The organism is Mesobacillus jeotgali (genome assembly GCF_900166585.1).
GTDB classification, from domain to species: domain Bacteria; phylum Bacillota; class Bacilli; order Bacillales; family Cytobacillaceae; genus Mesobacillus; species Mesobacillus jeotgali_A.
In genome coordinates this window covers 2,177,966-2,195,666 of sequence record NZ_FVZC01000009.1, presented here as the reverse complement: position 1 = coordinate 2,195,666, position 17,701 = coordinate 2,177,966, and the positions used below count along the sequence as shown (strand labels likewise).

Genomic DNA, 17,701 nt, shown 5'->3' with positions numbered 1-17,701 from the left:
GCAGTTTTGATTATCCAGCATAAAAGAAGGTGAGAAACGGATGGAAGAACGAATCATCTCCAGTGAAGCAGGTGAACAGGATCTTTCGTTTGAACAAAGTCTGCGTCCCCAGACTCTCAGGCAATACATCGGCCAGGATAAAGTAAAAGCCAACCTGGAAGTTTTTATCGAAGCAGCCAGAATGAGGCGTGAAACCCTTGACCATGTATTGCTGTATGGGCCTCCAGGATTGGGAAAGACAACATTAGCAGCAATCATCGCCAATGAAATGGGCGTCAATCTAAGGACAACTTCAGGGCCAGCGATAGAGAGGCCGGGTGATCTAGCCGCTATTTTAACAGCTCTTGAACCCGGAGATGTCCTGTTCATTGATGAAATCCACCGTCTTCCGAGAACGATTGAAGAAGTGCTCTATCCAGCAATGGAGGACTTCTGCCTTGATATCGTCATCGGAAAAGGGCCAAGTGCCCGTTCTGTAAGGCTTGACCTGCCTCCATTCACCCTTGTTGGTGCAACAACCCGGGCTGGTTCTCTGTCAGCACCATTAAGAGACAGGTTTGGAGTATTGAGCCGTTTGGAATACTATAATGAAAGCCAGCTTACTGATATTGTGGTTAGGACAGCTGAGCTTCTGGACACCGAAATTGACTGGCTTGCAGCCCAGGAGTTAGCAAGAAGATCACGTGGGACTCCAAGGATTGCCAATCGTCTGTTGAAGCGAGTCCGTGACTTTGCACAGGTCCGAGGCAATGGTGCTGTTGAGGAAACACTTGCCCGGGAAGCATTGGAGCTCATGCAGGTTGACCGTTTAGGCCTTGATCATATTGACCATAAATTGCTTAAGGGCATCATTGAAAAATACCGCGGCGGGCCAGTCGGATTAGAGACCATTTCTGCAACCATTGGAGAAGAATCGCAGACAATTGAAGATGTATATGAACCATACCTATTGCAGATCGGTTTTTTGCAGAGGACTCCAAGAGGAAGAATTGTAACGGAGGCCGTTTACCGACATTTTGAAATGGAGGTGCCTGAACGATGACAGGAGCAGCGAAGTTCATTATGATCGCCGGAGCAGTCATCTTCATCATTGGCTTTATCATGCAATTCATCAATATAGGAAGACTGCCAGGGGACATTGTCATAAAAAAAGGTAATACCACCTTTTATTTCCCTATTGTGACATCCATTCTGGCAAGCATCATCTTATCAGCGATATTTTACTTTATTGGCCGATTCAGATGAGAAAGTCGGCCAAAATTAGAAACTTAGTAAGGGTGACATCATGAAAGTAGATCTGTTTGATTTTCATTTACCTGAAGAACTGATTGCCCAGACCCCGCTGGAACAAAGAGCGGAGAGCAGGCTAATGGTATTAAATAAAGAATCGGGCAACTTGGAACATGATATTTTTAAAAACATAAAACATCATCTCAAGCCAGGCGATTGTCTTGTACTGAACGATACAAAGGTTCTTCCGGCAAGGCTTTTTGGGATGAAAGAAGACACAGGAGCCAAAATTGAAGTGCTGCTTTTGAAACAGCTTGAGGGAGATGAGTGGGAAACGCTTGTTAAACCGGCTAAGCGAGTGAAGGAAGGCACAAAAATTGTTTTTGGTGATGGTCTTTTGACAGCAGTATGCACCGGTGAAGCTGAACATGGCGGCAGGAATCTGAAGTTTTCATATGAAGGTATATTCTACGAAGTCCTTGAACAGCTGGGTGAAATGCCACTCCCTCCTTATATTAAGGAGCAGCTTGAGGATAAGGACAGGTACCAGACAGTGTTTGCCAGAGAAAGAGGTTCTGCGGCAGCTCCGACGGCTGGCTTGCATTTTACAGAGGAACTGCTTGAAGAAATCAAGGAAATGGGAGTCCATATCGCCTTTATTACTCTTCATGTCGGTCTGGGAACGTTCAGGCCGGTCAGCGTCGATTCCATTGAGGAACACGATATGCACTCTGAATTTTATCAGGTGACTGAAGGGACGGCATTGCTTTTGAATAACGTTCGTGAGCAGGGTGGACGGATCATTACTGTAGGAACGACTTCAACGCGCACACTGGAGACAATTGCCACCTCTAATGACGGTAAATTTGTCGCTGAAAATGGCTGGACAAATATTTTCATTTATCCTGGATATGAATTCAGAGCGATCGACGGAATGATTACTAATTTCCACCTGCCTAAGTCTACACTAATCATGCTGGTAAGTGCTTTGGCTGGACGGGAAAATGTTCTTAATGCCTATAATAAAGCAGTAGAGGAAAGGTATCGCTTTTTTAGCTTTGGCGATGCGATGCTGATTCTTTAGTATTTTATTTATAAAAATAAACACTTATATGAATTTCGTCATCTGGAAGGAGCTTAAACATTGTCAGCAATCCGTTATGAATTAATTAAAACCTGTAAGCAGACAGGAGCAAGGCTGGGAATTGTCCATACACCCCACGGTTCGTTTGAAACTCCGGTCTTCATGCCTGTTGGTACACTGGCAACAGTCAAAACCATGTCACCCGAGGAATTAGTCCAAATGGGTGCGGGTATTATCTTGAGCAATACCTATCACCTTTGGCTAAGGCCAGGCCATGAAATCGTCAAAGAGGCAGGCGGCCTGCATAAATTCATGAACTGGGACCGTGCCATCTTAACTGATTCTGGCGGATTCCAGGTTTTCTCTTTAAGTGAGTTCAGAAAAATTGAAGAGGAAGGGGTTCACTTCCGCAATCACCTGAACGGGGACAAGCTTTTCCTGTCACCGGAAAAAGCGATGGAAATCCAGAACGCTCTTGGTTCAGATATTATGATGGCTTTTGATGAATGTCCTCCATATCCGGCTGAATTTGATTACATGAAAAAATCGGTCGAAAGGACTTCACGGTGGGCAGAACGCTGCCTGACAGCACATCAGCGTCCGCAGGACCAGGGATTATTTGGTATAGTCCAGGGCGGTGAATATGAGGAGCTGAGAAAACAGAGCGCTAAGGACCTTGTTTCAATGGATTTCCCTGGCTACGCAGTTGGAGGCCTTTCAGTGGGCGAACCAAAGGATGTAATGAACAGGGTGCTGGAGTTCACTACACCATGGCTTCCAAGCGATAAGCCTCGTTACCTGATGGGGGTGGGTTCTCCGGATTCCTTGATCGATGGAGCAATCCGTGGAATCGATATGTTTGATTGTGTATTGCCTACACGTATCGCCAGAAATGGCACATTGATGACAAGTGAGGGAAGATTGGTCGTCAAGAATGCGAAATTCGCTCGCGACTTTGGACCATTGGATCCTAATTGTGATTGCTATACTTGCAAAAATTATAGCAGAGCATACATCCGCCATTTGATAAAAACGGATGAAACGTTCGGAATTAGACTTACTTCTTATCATAATCTTCATTTTCTGATAAACTTAATGGAGCAGGTCAGACAGGCGATTCGTGAAGACCGTCTGGGGGACTTTAGAGATGAGTTTTTTGAGCAATATGGTTTCAATAAACCAAATGCCAAAAACTTCTAAATAAACTGCTTTAACAAGGCTATTATGGTTAACAAGCCATTACACATGAAAGGAGGGGAAAGAATGGAAGGATTAGTAGGTACAGTATTCCCGTTATTGCTAATGTTTGTGTTGTTCTACTTTTTGCTGATCCGCCCTCAACAAAAGAGGCAGAAAGCGGTTCAGCAAATGCAGAGCGACCTGAAAAAAGGGGATAAGGTAGTGACAATCGGCGGTTTGCATGGAATCGTTGATGGCATTGATGAAGGTACTGTTGTCATTAAATGTGGCGATGGAAGCCGTCTTACATACGATCGTGCTGCAATTCGCGATGTTAAAGAATCTGCAGGGGTTTAATGAAAAGCGGAGGAACATTGGCCGGCTCGGCAAGCATTGGCCGCCTAATAATGTCCACAAAAAGGTTTTAAAGTACATAAAAGAAGCGGACTTTCATGCCCGCTTCTTTTTTATGCTTTCGATGAACCTCCAACGATATTTACGCCAAGTATGCCGCCCATCATTGCGGTGAGTATATAACAAACATGATAGATAATTTGCTCCAGCGTAAATAAACTGTCATAGCCGAGGTACTGAAAAAGGAATATGATCAAGGAATAAACCAGGCCTGTTGCTCCTCCAATCATCCACCCTTTTTCTTTGCCATTCCCGCCGGTAATAAATCCGCCGATAAAAATCGACAAAAATGAGATGGAAGTCATCACGTATTGAAACGATGATTCTTGAAATGAAGTAAATTTTAACAGAAGAGAAAATATAAAACTGCTCACGATTGCCAGTAGAAAAATAGCAATCACACCGTACAGGATGGCCCTGCCCATACTTTTCGATTCCATTAACCCCTCTCCTTTCAACTCTGATATCCTTTAACCGGGAATACCCTAGTACAAGCATATTCATGAAAATGGACAATTAGAATCAACTTTTCACAGTTGGTCCGCCGAAAAAATGCAGAAACTGCAAGTATTTTTTTAGAACTAAGTAAAAGACTAAAGAGGAATGCTGTAAAAAGAAGGGCGGGGGAAAAGTGGAACAATACTTCATCATCCTTTTTAGGACATTGCTCCTTTATTTATTGATCCTGTTGATTTTTCGCTTAATGGGAAAAAGAGAAATCGGTGAACTGAGCATCCTGGATTTGGTTGTTTATATCATGATCGCTGAGATGGCTTCCCTTGCCATTGAAAATACAAAAGCTCCTTTAGTTGATACCCTTCTCCCAATCAGTCTGCTTGTGATCATCCAAATAACATTGGCAATGCTTTCTCTTAAAAGTAAAAAGTTCAGGGATATCGTGGATGGAAAGCCAACAATCATAATTAACAATGGAAAAATCGATGAAAAGGCAATGAGATCTCAAAGATATAACTTCGATGATCTGCTGCTTCAATTACGGGAAAAAGATGTGGGAGATATCGCTGATGTAGAGTATGCCATTCTGGAGCCTTCAGGTACCCTCTCGATTTTCCAAAAGAAACTGGGAGACCAGGAAGAGCAGCAGGACAGCAGCCTGGCCCTGCCTTTAATCATTGATGGCGAGGTCCAGGAAGATAACCTTGGAATGATTGACAAGTCAAAGATTTGGCTGTTGGATCAGCTAAGGAAACAGGGATACGGAGATCCAGGAGAGATATCTTTTTGCAGCTACCAGAATGGAAAATTTTACATTGACTTGATAGACAAATAAGAAAACGTGGAATCGAATTCCACGTTTTTTACTTTTGTTTAGGTCTGAAAAAAGATTTTAGGACAGATTGTAATTTCAATAGTTCATTCTTTCTAACTAAACCGAGACCTATAGAGAGTAAAAAATAAACAATTGTAACTGCCCCTGCATTTGTCAGGATTCTTATGGTTAATCCGATACTTTCATCCAGCCAATCCCAGAGCAGAAAACCTAATGATCCCGAAAGGAGGATAACTGAAAATAACTTTATATAATCTTTTACATAAAATGTGAAGGAAACGGCCTTAAGCATGGTCGCAAAATGAAGAAGGGTGATCAGGACAATTCCCATGACCATTCCGAGGGCAACCCCATTAATGCCAAACGAAGGCTGGCTTGCCAACAAGAAGATTACAGCCGTTTTCGCGAGGTTTCCAATCAGGCTGTTAATCATGGCTGCCCTTGCTAAATCAAGAGCTTGCAGTGCTGCCTGCAGCGGACCCTGAAAATAGTAGAACAGAAAGAAAGGTGCCATCAGCTTGATGAATTGTGCACCATTTGACGTCCCGTACATCAATGTCATTAAAGGTTCTGCCAGAACGTATAAAACTACAATAGCCAGCCCGCCTGTTAAAAGAGAAAATCGCAATGATTGCTGGAGGAGGTGTTCAATCACCTTCATGTTCTTGCGTGAATTGGCTTCGCTGATTGCCGGTACCAGTGAGGTGGACAGAGAGTAAGTGATGAATGATGGCAATAATAACAATGGCATTGCGAAACCCGTCAATGCTCCATATTGTTTAGTTGCAGCAACGGCCGCAACACCGGCAATGGCAAGGCTGTGGGCAACGACGATCGGCTCAAAAAACCAGGAAATAGACCCGATCATCCTTGACCCCGTTGTAGGCAGGGCAATTCTCATTAAATCATTGAAGGTCGATTTTCCGGTATGGACAAACTGGAAAAAGTTCTTCCGCAGCCTGAATTTTTTCCTTAGCTTAAAGGTAGTCATTAAATAAATCAATGATATAAGCTCCCCAATAACTGAAGCGATCATGGCGCCTGCTGCTGCATATTCAATTCCATAAGGCATGAAGGTTTTTGTCAAAACCGCTATCAATGTGATCCTGACAAGTTGTTCAATCACCTGGGAGATCGCAGAAGGCCTCATATTTTGCCTGCCCTGGAAGTAGCCGCGAAGAACGGAAGAAACTGCGACGATCGGGACAATTGGAGCGATTGCCAGAAGCGGCCACTGGGTTCTTGGGTCTGTGAATAAAGTTTCCGACAGATATGGCGCTAGGAAAATAAGAGCAGGTGTAAATAAAATCGACAATGAGATAGTCGTGGCGAGTGAAACGACCAGTATCTTCTTGATTTTAGGGAAATCGCCTCTTGCTTCAGCCTCTGCGACATTTTTTGAAATTGCGACTGGGAGTCCCAGCTGGGTGATCGTCACAACGAGCACCAGGGTAGGAAAGGCCATCATATAGAGACCAACCCCCTCTTCGCCTATGAACCGGGCAATGACAATCCGATTTATAAAACCGAGAACCCTTGTTACGAGCCCGGCTGCCAGCAAAATAAAAGTTCCTTTTAAAAATTTCGACATTCCGCTCCCTGCCTTCTCAAAAGTGCATATTTCATATACAATTAACTATATGCAAGAAAGTGGACAAAGCATGACAAGGGAAAAACATTAAAAGGCTTGAAATTTGGATGAGGAGGCCAGGCGATGGAACAAAACCATCAGTACGGACGGTATTACAAGCAAGTGAAGCCGGCTCTAGAAAGTAAAATCGAAGAATTCAAAATATTCGGTTATGAACACGTGCGAGAAAAAGAATTATGGGATTATCTCACAAAGAAAAAATGGAAGAAACCGAGGGAAGAAACCCAAATATATGAAATTGTCGCTGATATTTTATCTGCTAAAATCGGTGACGTGATGAATTTTACAACCGTAGAAGCGTTTAAGCTCGGAGATTTTGCACTCGATGATGAAGAAGAACTGAAGGAATTATTGAAGTAGTGCAAGATTTAATAAAACCAGTAACCATTCACACAAATAATGCCTCTATTGGCTTAAAAAGAAACTCAGGAAAAAATCCGGGTTCCGATTGTTTACCAGTAACAAAACTTGCCAAATTATGAAAAGAGCCCTAATTGACAGTTTTTTTAAACTGATACATAATTAGAATGCTATAAATTGGTTATGTTTTAAATTTCGTTTTATTGTCTGGCAGCATGTTGTGTTCTAAATAAGGAGGATTTATACATAATGGTTAAACGCAGCCGCATCGTGGCCTTCTTTTTGCTGATTATATTAATCGGAAGTGCCATGGGTGCAACGACCCAGAATATCTTGAAAGACATTAAGCTTGGTCTGGATCTTCAAGGTGGATTTGAAGTACTCTATGAAGTCAGCCCGCTTGAGAAAGGCCAAAAAATTAATCGTGAAGTTTTAAAGAGTACCGCAGAAGCACTTGATAGAAGGGTTAATGCCCTTGGTGTCAGTGAACCAAACATCCAAATAGAGGGTGAAAACAGGATTCGCGTCCAGCTAGCTGGTGTAAAAGACCAGAGCAAGGCGAGGGAAATGCTGTCAACTGAAGCGAATCTGACCTTCAGGGATGTGAATGACCGCGTCATGATGGATGGAGGCGACCTTGCAGAAAACGGCGCTTCTCAAAGCTATGATGAAAATAATAAGCCAAGCGTTTCCATTACCCTCAAAGACGGTGACGAGTTTGGAAAAGTAACGCAGGAAATCCTGAATATGGCTCCTGATAACCAACTAGTTATCTGGCTTGACTTTGAAGAGGGAAAAGACTCTTACAAAGAAGAGAGAATGAAAGAAAATCCTAAGTTTCTTTCTAATCCTAATGTAACCCAGGTCCTAAATAATAAAGATGTCCAGATAACAGGGAATTTTACTGTTGAAGAAGCACAGCAGCTGGCTTCTCTATTGAAGGCTGGTTCGCTTCCAGTTAATTTGGATGAAATCTATTCGACCTCAGTAGGTGCCAAATTTGGTGAGCATGCAATGGATAAAACTGTGCTTGCCGGCATTATCGGGATTTTGGCTATCTTTGCCTACATGATTGCATATTATCGTTTTCCGGGTTTCATTGCCACAATTACCCTGACGATTTATATTTATTTGACTGTCCTGATTTTTGACTGGATGAACGTTGTGCTGACCTTACCAGGGATTGCTGCACTTATTCTTGGTGTTGGTATGGCAGTTGACGCAAATATCATTACGTATGAACGGATCAAGGAAGAAATCAAGGTTGGCAAATCAATAAAGTCTGCTTTTAAAGCTGGTAATGACAATTCATTGTCTACTGTCACGGATGCAAACCTGACAACACTTTTGGCAGGTGTCGTACTGTTCATTTATGGAACAAGTTCCGTAAAAGGATTCGCAACAAGTTTAATTATTGGTATTCTAGGGAGTTTCTTTACAAATGTCTACCTCTCCAGATGGCTGCTCGGCCTTTGGGTAAACAGCGGTTTCCTTGACAAGCGTCCAGGATGGTTTGGCGTGAGGAAGCAGGATATTAAGAGTCTTTCAGAAAACTTTGATACCCTAGACCTGCCAACCAAGTTTGACAGATTCGATTTTGTAAGAAGCAGAAAGAAATTTTTCATTGTTTCAGGTACGTTATTGGCTGCAGGTGTCATTATTTTACTGGTGTTTAGATTGAACCTGGGTATTGATTTTACAAGTGGAACCCGGGTAGAAATTCTTTCTAAAGAGCCATTGACCAGCGCCCAGCTATCCGACGAATTCGAAAAACTGGGCATGGAAACAAGTGACATCGTAATTTCAGGCGATAATGAAAATATCGGAGTTGCAAGGTTCAAAGGACAGCTGTCAAAAGCCGAAATTTCAGAAGTGAAATCCCACTTTGGGAAAGAACTGAGTGCAGATACAAACGTTAATAGTGTTTCGCCAACTGTAGGCCGGGAACTGGCCAAAAATGCACTCATTTCACTATTGATCACCACATTGGGGTTAATCATATTTGTTACTTTCCGATTTGAGCTGCCAATGGCTGTTACCGCGATCATCGCGCTAATGTATGCTACATTCTTCATAATTCCGGTTTTTAGCATCATTAGATGGGAAGTGGATATTACCTTTATTGCTGCATTGCTGACTATAGTTGGTTATGCGATCAATGATACGATTGTTACTTTTGACCGTATGAGAGAGAATATGCAAAAAAGGCGTAAATTGAAAACAAAGCAGGAGATTGAGGATGTTGTAAATATAAGCATTCGTCAAACTCTAACCCGCTCAGTGAATACCGTCCTTATGGTTACATTAACGGTCATTGCTCTTCTTCTCTTTGGAAGTGAGTCTATCAGGGGCTTCTCGATTGCTTTGTTAATAGGCCTTATTGTAGGAACCTATTCTTCGATTTTCATTGCTGCCCAGCTTTGGGTTGAGTGGAAAAATAGAGAGCTCGAGAAAAAGGGCGTACTTATCACTTATAAAGAAAAAAAGAAATACTCTGATGAGCCTCAGGTTTAATTAACATTGATAGAATGCTTAAATACCACGGATGATTCCGTGGTATTTTTTTTGTGTGCAGGTTAGAACAATCATATTTAAGGATAAAATAATACGAATGCCTGCAGACTAAAACAGTTGGGTTTATAAAGCACTCATAACTAATGTTACAGGGAGGACTTTGCCATTGGAAAAAGATGTTCGGTTTAAGAAAGCGGAGTTTGCCGCAATGGTCGGTGTGGTTGGGAATATCGTCCTTGCGGCATTGAAGTGGGGAATTGGCATTTACGCTAACAGTAAAGCGCTGGTGGCTGATGCCGTTCACTCGGCATCCGATGTAGCAGGCTCACTGGCAGTATACATTGGGTTAAGAGCGGCAAAGGCTCCGCCGGATGCAGACCATCCATACGGACACGGTAAGGCGGAATCCATAGCTGCCATCATCGTAGCAGTGCTATTGATGCTCGTGGGTGTTGAAATCGGAAGATCATCCATCGAATCTTTCTTCAAGCCTATTGAAGCGCCTAAATCAATTGCGATAGTTGCCGTTGTCGTTTCGATCGTTGTAAAAGAGGGAATGTTCAGATATAAATATAGACTGGGAAAACAGCTGAAAAGTGATGCGTTGATAGTGAATGCTTACGAGCATCGCTCAGATGTCTACTCGTCTATAGCTGCTTTGATTGGGATCAGCGCGGCAGTAATCGGAGGAAAGTTAGGCATAGGCTGGCTGGTGTATGCAGATCCTGTTACTGGCCTGCTTGTAGCATTATTAGTTATCTGGATGGCCTGGAAGCTCGGGAAGGAATCAATCCATAATGCACTTGATCATGTGCTTCATGATGAGGACACGGAGGAATTCAGGGCTGTAGTTCAATCAATCCCAGAAGTGAAAAAACTGGATGAGTTACATGCAAGGGAGCATGGACACTATGTCATTATTGATATTAAGTTATCTGTCGATCCGCATATTACCGTAGAAGAGGGCCACCGAATCGGTAAAAGTGTAAAGAGGAAGCTGATGGAAAATAAAAATGTTCAAAATGTCATGGTCCATATCAATCCATATAGCCAGAATGGAGATACCGACGAAAATGTAGAGATTCAATAGCCATTTATTAAGGGGGGGGAAGAAATGAAGTTTCAATGGACATTGCTTCTGGGGCTTGCTTTTGCATTGATTGTCGCCGTTTTCGCTGTCATCAATGTGGACCCAGTGTCAGTGAACTATTTATTTGGGGAAGCAAAATGGCCGCTCATTTTGGTCATTCTAGGCTCTGTATTTATGGGCGGGATTATTGTTGGATCAGTAGGGCTCCTCAGGATGTTTGTCCTTCAGCGCGAAGTAAAAGCATTGAAAAAGAAAAACAAGGAACTGGAAGAACAGCTTGTCCAAAAGGAAACATTCCAGGAGGAACCGGTACAGGAGTATCCAATAGAGGATATTCATTGATCGTGACGTAAATGGCAGCATAATATGCTGCCATTTTTTATTTCAATTTTATAGATTAATACACTTCCTTTTTCAAATTAGGGGCTCTGTTAGCATTCATTGTCATTGAAACCATCTCTCCGCTTTTGTATAATGAAAAGGCTGAGAGGTGAACGTATGTTAAAGCCAAAATCAAGGTGGATCGTCAAGGAATCCGACACCATAAAAATAGAGTCACTTGCAACAGCCCTGAACGTAACTAATCTGACTGCTTCATTGCTAGTCAATCGCGGACTGGATACCGTGGAAGATGCCCGGTATTTTTTATTTGCGCAAAAAGGCGAGTTTCACGACCCTTTTTTGCTCAAGGATATGGACAAGGCTGTTGAACGGATCAATAGGGCGGTTGAAACACAGGAGCCCATCTGGGTGTTTGGAGATTACGATGCCGATGGTGTGAGCAGTACAACAGTCATGATGAAAGCCCTGAATGAAATTGGAGCTAACGCTGATTATTACATACCGAATCGTTTTACAGAAGGGTACGGCCCTAACGAGAAGGCATTCAGATTGGCTGCTGAGAATGGAATCCAGCTGATTATCACGGTCGATACCGGGATTTCAGCTCTTCATGAAGCAAAAGTTGCCCGGGATTTAGGCATCGACCTGATTATAACGGATCACCATGAACCAGGTCCGATTTTACCTGATGCGTTTGCTATCATTCATCCAAAACTAGAAGAAAGTGTATATCCTTTCAAGGATTTGGCCGGTGTTGGTGTGGCTTTCAAGGTTGCCCATGCTTTGCTCGGACGACTTCCTGAGCATTTGCTTGAATTTGCAGCTATTGGCACCATTGCCGACCTTGTCCCGTTGCTTGGTGAGAACAGGCTTATCGCCATAAAAGGAATAGAAAAATTAAAGACAAGCCAGACACCTGGTTTGAATGCTTTGCTTAAGCTCGCCAAAACAGATCGATCATCGATTGATGAAGAAACGATCGGGTTCATGATTGGGCCACGGGTCAATGCAGCTGGACGTCTGGGGAGTGCAGACCCAGCAGTGCAATTAATGATGACACCTGACGCTGAAGAGGCGAAGATGCTTGCGGAAGAAATTGATTCGATCAATAAAGAACGACAGAATATTGTTTCAGAGATTGCTGAAGAAGCGGTTGCCGAAGTGGAGCTCCACTTTCCAATAAAAGATAATCCAGTTCTCGTCATAGGTAAGGAAGGCTGGAATGCCGGTGTTATCGGAATCGTTGCTTCGAAGCTTGTGGAAAAGTATTATCGTCCTACGATTGTTCTCAGTTTTGATGAAGAGAAGGGTCTCGCCAAAGGGTCTGCCCGAAGTATTGCCGGCTTTGACCTTTTTAAAAATCTATCAACCTGCAGGGATATCCTGCCTCATTTCGGCGGCCACCCTATGGCTGCAGGAATGACTCTGGAGCTTAAGGATGTCGATGAGTTAAGGTCCAGGTTGAATGCACTGGCTAAGGACCAGTTAAAGGAAGAAGATTTGGTTCCAGTGTCAAATATTGATGCGAAAATAGACGTCAAAGAGATTAAGATTGAAACAATCAATGAACTTAGTCTTCTTTCACCATATGGTGTCAGCAATCCAAAGCCAAAGGTGCTGATTGATGGGGCCAACATTTCGACCCTTAGGAAAATAGGGGCAGACCAGTCTCATCTAAAACTGGCGCTAGAAGAAGATGGCACTCTAATTGATGGCATCGGCTTCGGTTTTGGCCATTTGCATGACCATATTTCACCGAGCTCCAAGCTGTCGGTGATTGGCGAACTATCCATCAACGAATGGAACAATATGAAAAAACCGCAGATATTTCTCAGGGATTTAGCAGTGAAATCCTGGCAGCTTTTTGACTTTCGAGGGTTAAAAAGAATTGAAAAGCTTCCGGATATGATCCCGGGTGATCATCCCATTCATTGGATTCTCTTCAATGAAGAATCAAAAAATAAGTTTTCTCCTATTATCGGCGATTCATTACTGCTTGTTACTACAGAGGAACAAGCAGAACAGATGATGCTTAACCATTCATTTGTCGTATTGCTGGATCTCCCGCCATCAAAGGAAATCCTTGAGAAGCTATTGGCGGATAAAAATCCTGGCAGAATTTATGCTCATTTTCATAAAGAAAATAGTGATTTCTTCACCACTATGCCGACCAGGGAGCATTTTAAATGGTTTTATGCTTTTCTTGCTAAAAAAGGGCCATTTGACCTTAAAAGGTATGGCGATGAACTGGCCAAATACAGGGGATGGACAAAAGAAACAGTAGAATTTATGTCGAAGGTGTTTTTTGAACTAGATTTTGTTAAAATAAACAATGGGTTTATTTCACTAGAAGAAAATGTCCCGAAAAGGGATCTTTCTGAATCCACAACATATCAGCACAAGGTGCAAGCATTCACTCTTGAAAATGAATTGCTCTATTCATCATATGAGCAATTGAAGAACTGGTTTGATCAGTTCATTCAAGAGTCGGTGAAAAATGAGGAGGCAATTATTCAATGGATTTGAAACAATTCGTAACAATCGTTCCCGATTGGCCAAAGCCCGGCATTAAATTCAAGGACATCACAACCTTAATGGACAATGGTGATGCTTATAGATATGCTACAGACCAAATCGTGGCCTATGCCCGTGAAAAACAAATCGACCTTGTTGTCGGACCAGAAGCCCGCGGATTTATCATCGGCTGCCCGGTTGCTTATGCGCATGGAGTAGGTTTTGCGCCAGTAAGGAAAGAAGGAAAGCTTCCACGTGAAACAATCAAGGTCAATTATGGACTTGAATATGGCAGCGATGTTTTAACAATTCACAAAGATGCCATCAGGCCAGGACAAAGAGTGTTGATCACCGACGACCTGCTTGCAACTGGCGGAACGATTGAAGCGACGATCAAGTTAGTTGAAGAACTTGGCGGAATCGTGGCAGGCATCGCCTTCCTGATCGAGCTCACTTATTTGGATGGCCGCAAGAAACTCGATGGATATGATATCTTAACCCTGATGCAATATTAATCAGCCTGGGCGCTTCATTGCGAAGTGCCCTTTTCTTATAGGTCCAAACAAGATTGATTGTAACCTGCAGGTTTAATAGGAGCGGATCCGGAGTAAGCTGGTTTAAAAGGGATTTATAGGCTGAATTAACAGAAATTAAATATCTTTCGACAATTTTTTTAATTTCTGCTGTAAAATCTCTTCCTTTCTCTTTACATCTTCGATTTTTTCTTTGATAATAGTAACAATCCTTTATAAGAATAATTATTGTATATAAAGGGTTTCTATGAATATTCAATTTTTTCCTTGGTTCCCGCTGGAGAGAAGAATTGCGGGTTAATATAATGAAATTTAAATTAGGTGATCCTATGGCGAATGACCAGGTAATGACAGCTGAACAAGTCATTGACTGTACAAAATCATATTTGAATGATCAACATGTTGAATTGGTAAGGAAGGCTTATGAGTTCGCCAGACAGGCTCATCATGATCAATTCAGGAAGTCGGGTGAACCATATATCATCCATCCAATCCAGGTAGCTGGGATTCTTGCCGATCTCGAGATGGACCCGGCAACAGTTGCTGCTGGCTTTCTGCACGATGTCGTTGAAGATACAAATATAACTCTTGATGATATAAGAGAGGCCTTCGACGATGAAGTTGCGATGCTTGTTGATGGAGTCACAAAGCTTGGTAAAATCAAGTATAAATCCCATGAAGAACAACAGGCAGAAAACCATCGGAAAATGTTTGTTGCAATGGCTCAGGATATCCGTGTCATCCTGATAAAACTTGCTGACCGTCTTCATAATATGAGGACTCTGAAGCATTTGCCGAATGAGAAACAGCGCAGGATTTCGAACGAAACACTTGAAATCTTCGCCCCTCTTGCTCATAGACTCGGGATTTCTAAAATCAAATGGGAACTTGAAGATACCGCATTGCGCTATCTTAATCCGCAGCAATATTACCGGATCGTCAATTTGATGAAGAAGAAGAGGGCGGAACGGGAGCAGTATCTCGATGATGTCATCGATGAAGTGAAGGAAAGGCTGAATGAGGTTTCAATCAAAGCCGAAATTTCAGGAAGGCCGAAGCATATTTACAGCATCTATCGAAAAATGGTGCTGCAAAACAAGCAATTCAATGAGATATATGACCTGCTGGCTGTAAGGATAGTCGTTAACAGCATCAAGGACTGCTATGCCATCCTTGGTATCATTCATACATGCTGGAAGCCGATGCCTGGGCGATTCAAGGACTATATTGCGATGCCAAAGCCTAATATGTACCAGTCTTTGCATACTACTGTCATAGGGCCTAAAGGGGATCCGCTTGAAGTCCAGATCAGGACAGATGAAATGCACCGGATTGCTGAGTTCGGGGTCGCAGCACACTGGGCTTACAAAGAGGGAAAACCCGCAGATAGTTCCAATTTCGAAACAAAGCTTTCATGGTTCAGGGAAATCCTCGAATTCCAGAATAACACCGCGAATGCGGAAGAATTCATGGAATCTCTTAAAATCGATCTTTTCTCTGATATGGTATTTGTTTTCACCCCTAAGGGCGATGTAATCGAGCTGCCATCCGGCTCCGTCCCGATCGACTTTGCTTATCGAATTCACTCTGAAATTGGCAACAAGACGATCGGAGCTAAAGTCAATGGCAAAATGGTCACTCTCGATTACGAACTGAAGACGGGAGATATCATAGAAATTCTCACGTCTAAACATTCTTATGGCCCAAGCAAGGATTGGCTCAAGCTTGCCCAGACTTCACAGGCCAAGAACAAGATCCGCCAATTTTTCAAGAAACAGCAGAAGGATGAGAATGTTGAAAAAGGCCGCGAACTATTAGAAAAAGAAATCCGCAATATGGATTTTGATGTTAAAGAAATATTGACAGCTGAAAACCTGAAAAAGGTTGCAGAAAAATATAATTTTACCAATGAAGAGGATCTGTTCGCATCCATCGGGTATAACGGCATCACAGCGCTCCAGGTTGCGAACAGACTGACAGAAAAGCTTCGAAAGCAGCGCGATCTTGAACAGGAAAAGGATATCTCGAATGCGGTTTCCGAGCTTAAGTCCTTTACTCCGGCAAAAAAACGTGAATCTGGTGTGCGTGTTTCTGGTATCGATAATCTGCTGATCAGGCTTTCCCGTTGCTGCAACCCTGTACCTGGGGATGATATTGTTGGTTTTATCACAAAAGGCAGGGGTGTATCCGTTCACCGTTCCGATTGCACGAACATCCATACCGAGGATGCACAGGCAAGGCTGATCCCGGTAGAATGGGAGACCGGCCTGAATGATCGAAAGGAATACAATGTAGACATTGAAATCAGCGGTTATGACCGAAGAGGTTTGCTGAATGAAGTTCTGCAGGCAGTTAATGAAACCAAAACAAACATTACTGCTGTTTCCGGAAAATCAGATAAAAATAAAATGGCGACCATCAATATGTCAATCGCTATTCATAATGTCAGCCACTTGCAAAAGGTTGTTGACCGAATCAAGCAAATTCCGGATATCTATGCTGTAAGAAGGGTAATGAGCTAGATTACTTCAGGTGTGCAAGGCAATAAAGAAACCTGAAACTGACAAGCAAGGAGATTCCCAATGCGTTTAGTGATACAAAGAAGCAAAGAAGCAAAAGTGACTGTAAATCAAGAAGTAACTGGGGCCATTGAAAAAGGATTTGTTATCCTTGTCGGCGTTACCCATGAAGATACAGAAAAGGATGCTGCCTTTCTTGCCGAGAAGGCAGCTAATCTAAGGGTATTTGAAGATGAAGCTGGAAAAATGAATCTCTCCCTGCTTGATGTAGGAGGAGAGATTCTGTCGGTTTCCCAGTTTACCCTCTACGGGGATTGCCGCAAAGGCCGCCGTCCAAACTTTATGGACGCAGCAAAGCCAGATCACGCCGAAAAAATCTACGAAGCATTCAATCGCATACTTGCTGAAAAAGGAATTAAGGTGGAAACTGGTTTATTTGGCGCCATGATGGACGTCCAATTAACAAATGACGGACCAGTAACCTTGATCATCGATAGCAAATAAGGAAAATGCAAAAGAAGGTGTCCCTAAAGCGGGATGCCTTTTTTGTGTTTTTCATTTTATTGGAAGATGCCCCTAAAAAGGTTTTTGTTTATAAAATTATATTGCCCATCACCTTAATACCCTCATAATCTATTTGGTAATCTGTCTAGGGGCTCGTTAGTTCATACATCGTATTCACGTAAATAACAACCTTATTGGAAGGAATTCCAACTATAGGTTAAAGACGTCCTTATGAGTGAGGAAGCCCATACATAAGGGTGCTTATCAAGGTTAAAGACAACCTTATGAGGAAGGGAGTCCAGTCATAAGGGTGTTTATCGAGGTTAAAGACACCCTTATGCGGAAGGGAGCCCAGTCATAAGGGTGTTTATCGAGGTTAAAGACACCCTTATGCGGAAGGGAGTCCAGTCATAAGGGTGTTTATCGAGGTTAAAGGCGCCCTTATGAGGAAGGGAGCACATACATAAGGGTGTTTA

Annotated in this window: 16 protein-coding genes; 14 read left to right on the top strand and 2 right to left on the bottom strand. The window is 42.7% G+C overall.

What is annotated here, in order from left to right; all coding sequences use genetic code 11:
* Positions 1 to 40 precede the first annotated feature (40 nt).
* The 5 genes from ruvB to yajC all read left to right on the top strand — a co-directional run bounded on the left by ruvB (position 41) and on the right by yajC (position 3,850).
* The gene (ruvB, locus tag B5X77_RS21195) at positions 41 to 1,042 is read left to right on the top strand and encodes a Holliday junction branch migration DNA helicase RuvB (protein WP_079509885.1); all 1,002 of its coding nucleotides are present in this window, start codon (positions 41 to 43) and stop codon (positions 1,040 to 1,042) included.
* Positions 1,039 to 1,245, top strand: a complete 207-nt coding sequence (locus tag B5X77_RS21190) for a DUF2905 domain-containing protein (RefSeq protein ID WP_079509884.1) — start codon at positions 1,039 to 1,041, stop codon at positions 1,243 to 1,245. Before ruvB ends, B5X77_RS21190 begins: the two co-directional genes overlap by 4 nt.
* Before the next feature lie 40 nt (positions 1,246 to 1,285).
* Positions 1,286 to 2,314 (top strand): tRNA preQ1(34) S-adenosylmethionine ribosyltransferase-isomerase QueA, encoded by a 1,029-nt coding sequence (queA, locus tag B5X77_RS21185; protein ID WP_079509883.1) that lies wholly within the window; start codon positions 1,286 to 1,288, stop codon positions 2,312 to 2,314.
* Between the two features lie 60 nt (positions 2,315 to 2,374).
* Positions 2,375 to 3,514 carry a tRNA guanosine(34) transglycosylase Tgt gene (tgt, locus tag B5X77_RS21180; RefSeq protein ID WP_079509882.1) on the top strand — a complete coding sequence of 380 codons (1,140 nt, stop codon included), beginning with the start codon at positions 2,375 to 2,377 and terminating at the stop codon, positions 3,512 to 3,514.
* A gap of 63 nt (positions 3,515 to 3,577) precedes the next feature.
* Positions 3,578 to 3,850: a preprotein translocase subunit YajC gene (yajC, locus tag B5X77_RS21175; protein WP_079509881.1), complete on the top strand. Its 273-nt coding sequence runs from the start codon at positions 3,578 to 3,580 to the stop codon at positions 3,848 to 3,850.
* Between the two features lie 110 nt (positions 3,851 to 3,960).
* On the opposite strand, the gene B5X77_RS21170 is transcribed toward yajC, so the two are convergent.
* Positions 3,961 to 4,347 (bottom strand): TIGR04086 family membrane protein, encoded by a 387-nt coding sequence (locus B5X77_RS21170; RefSeq protein WP_079509880.1) that lies wholly within the window; start codon positions 4,345 to 4,347, stop codon positions 3,961 to 3,963.
* A gap of 191 nt (positions 4,348 to 4,538) precedes the next feature.
* Between B5X77_RS21170 and B5X77_RS21165 the strand changes: the two genes are divergently transcribed.
* Positions 4,539 to 5,198 carry a DUF421 domain-containing protein gene (locus B5X77_RS21165; protein ID WP_079509879.1) on the top strand — a complete coding sequence of 220 codons (660 nt, stop codon included), beginning with the start codon at positions 4,539 to 4,541 and terminating at the stop codon, positions 5,196 to 5,198.
* Between the two features lie 28 nt (positions 5,199 to 5,226).
* On the opposite strand, the gene spoVB is transcribed toward B5X77_RS21165, so the two are convergent.
* On the bottom strand, positions 5,227 to 6,789 hold the full coding sequence (gene spoVB / locus B5X77_RS21160; RefSeq protein ID WP_079509878.1) for a stage V sporulation protein B: 1,563 nt from the start codon (positions 6,787 to 6,789) through the stop codon (positions 5,227 to 5,229).
* 123 nt (positions 6,790 to 6,912) lie between these two features.
* On the opposite strand from spoVB, the gene B5X77_RS21155 reads away from it, so the two are divergent.
* From B5X77_RS21155 to dtd, 8 genes are all read left to right on the top strand, one after another.
* Positions 6,913 to 7,209 carry a post-transcriptional regulator gene (locus tag B5X77_RS21155; RefSeq protein ID WP_079509877.1) on the top strand — a complete coding sequence of 99 codons (297 nt, stop codon included), beginning with the start codon at positions 6,913 to 6,915 and terminating at the stop codon, positions 7,207 to 7,209.
* A gap of 249 nt (positions 7,210 to 7,458) precedes the next feature.
* Positions 7,459 to 9,723, top strand: coding sequence for a protein translocase subunit SecDF (gene secDF / locus B5X77_RS21150; RefSeq protein ID WP_079509876.1), 2,265 nt, complete (start codon positions 7,459 to 7,461; stop codon positions 9,721 to 9,723).
* A gap of 166 nt (positions 9,724 to 9,889) precedes the next feature.
* A complete protein-coding gene (locus B5X77_RS21145) occupies positions 9,890 to 10,813 on the top strand; it encodes a cation diffusion facilitator family transporter (RefSeq protein ID WP_079509875.1) in 924 nt (307 codons plus the stop codon).
* Between the two features lie 24 nt (positions 10,814 to 10,837).
* Entirely contained in the window at positions 10,838 to 11,155 is a 318-nt protein-coding gene (locus B5X77_RS21140; RefSeq protein WP_079509874.1) for a LapA family protein, read from the top strand.
* Positions 11,156 to 11,311: 156 nt separating this feature from the next.
* Entirely contained in the window at positions 11,312 to 13,681 is a 2,370-nt protein-coding gene (gene recJ, locus B5X77_RS21135; RefSeq protein ID WP_079509873.1) for a single-stranded-DNA-specific exonuclease RecJ, read from the top strand.
* Complete coding sequence (locus B5X77_RS21130) at positions 13,672 to 14,184, top strand: adenine phosphoribosyltransferase (RefSeq protein WP_079509872.1); 513 nt, start codon at positions 13,672 to 13,674, stop codon at positions 14,182 to 14,184. Before recJ ends, B5X77_RS21130 begins: the two co-directional genes overlap by 10 nt.
* Positions 14,185 to 14,531: 347 nt before the next feature.
* Positions 14,532 to 16,724, top strand: coding sequence for a RelA/SpoT family protein (locus B5X77_RS21125; RefSeq protein ID WP_079510340.1), 2,193 nt, complete (start codon positions 14,532 to 14,534; stop codon positions 16,722 to 16,724).
* A gap of 60 nt (positions 16,725 to 16,784) precedes the next feature.
* A complete protein-coding gene (dtd, locus tag B5X77_RS21120; protein WP_079509871.1) occupies positions 16,785 to 17,225 on the top strand; it encodes a D-aminoacyl-tRNA deacylase in 441 nt (146 codons plus the stop codon).
* Positions 17,226 to 17,701 lie beyond the last annotated feature (476 nt).

What these genes read in the sequence shown, in the direction of transcription:
- B5X77_RS21155 (WP_079509877.1), top strand. Translation starts at nt 6,913, where the DNA reads ATGGAACAAAACCATCAGTACGGACGGTATTACAAGCAAGTGAAGCCG.
- B5X77_RS21140 (WP_079509874.1), top strand. Translation starts at nt 10,838, where the DNA reads ATGAAGTTTCAATGGACATTGCTTCTGGGGCTTGCTTTTGCATTGATT.
- B5X77_RS21170 (WP_079509880.1), bottom strand. Translation starts at nt 4,347, where the DNA reads ATGGAATCGAAAAGTATGGGCAGGGCCATCCTGTACGGTGTGATTGCT.
- B5X77_RS21130 (WP_079509872.1), top strand. Translation starts at nt 13,672, where the DNA reads ATGGATTTGAAACAATTCGTAACAATCGTTCCCGATTGGCCAAAGCCC.
- recJ (WP_079509873.1), top strand. Translation starts at nt 11,312, where the DNA reads ATGTTAAAGCCAAAATCAAGGTGGATCGTCAAGGAATCCGACACCATA.
- spoVB (WP_079509878.1), bottom strand. Translation starts at nt 6,789, where the DNA reads ATGTCGAAATTTTTAAAAGGAACTTTTATTTTGCTGGCAGCCGGGCTC.
- B5X77_RS21125 (WP_079510340.1), top strand. Translation starts at nt 14,532, where the DNA reads ATGGCGAATGACCAGGTAATGACAGCTGAACAAGTCATTGACTGTACA.
- B5X77_RS21190 (WP_079509884.1), top strand. Translation starts at nt 1,039, where the DNA reads ATGACAGGAGCAGCGAAGTTCATTATGATCGCCGGAGCAGTCATCTTC.
- dtd (WP_079509871.1), top strand. Translation starts at nt 16,785, where the DNA reads ATGCGTTTAGTGATACAAAGAAGCAAAGAAGCAAAAGTGACTGTAAAT.
- secDF (WP_079509876.1), top strand. Translation starts at nt 7,459, where the DNA reads ATGGTTAAACGCAGCCGCATCGTGGCCTTCTTTTTGCTGATTATATTA.
- yajC (WP_079509881.1), top strand. Translation starts at nt 3,578, where the DNA reads ATGGAAGGATTAGTAGGTACAGTATTCCCGTTATTGCTAATGTTTGTG.
- queA (WP_079509883.1), top strand. Translation starts at nt 1,286, where the DNA reads ATGAAAGTAGATCTGTTTGATTTTCATTTACCTGAAGAACTGATTGCC.
- ruvB (WP_079509885.1), top strand. Translation starts at nt 41, where the DNA reads ATGGAAGAACGAATCATCTCCAGTGAAGCAGGTGAACAGGATCTTTCG.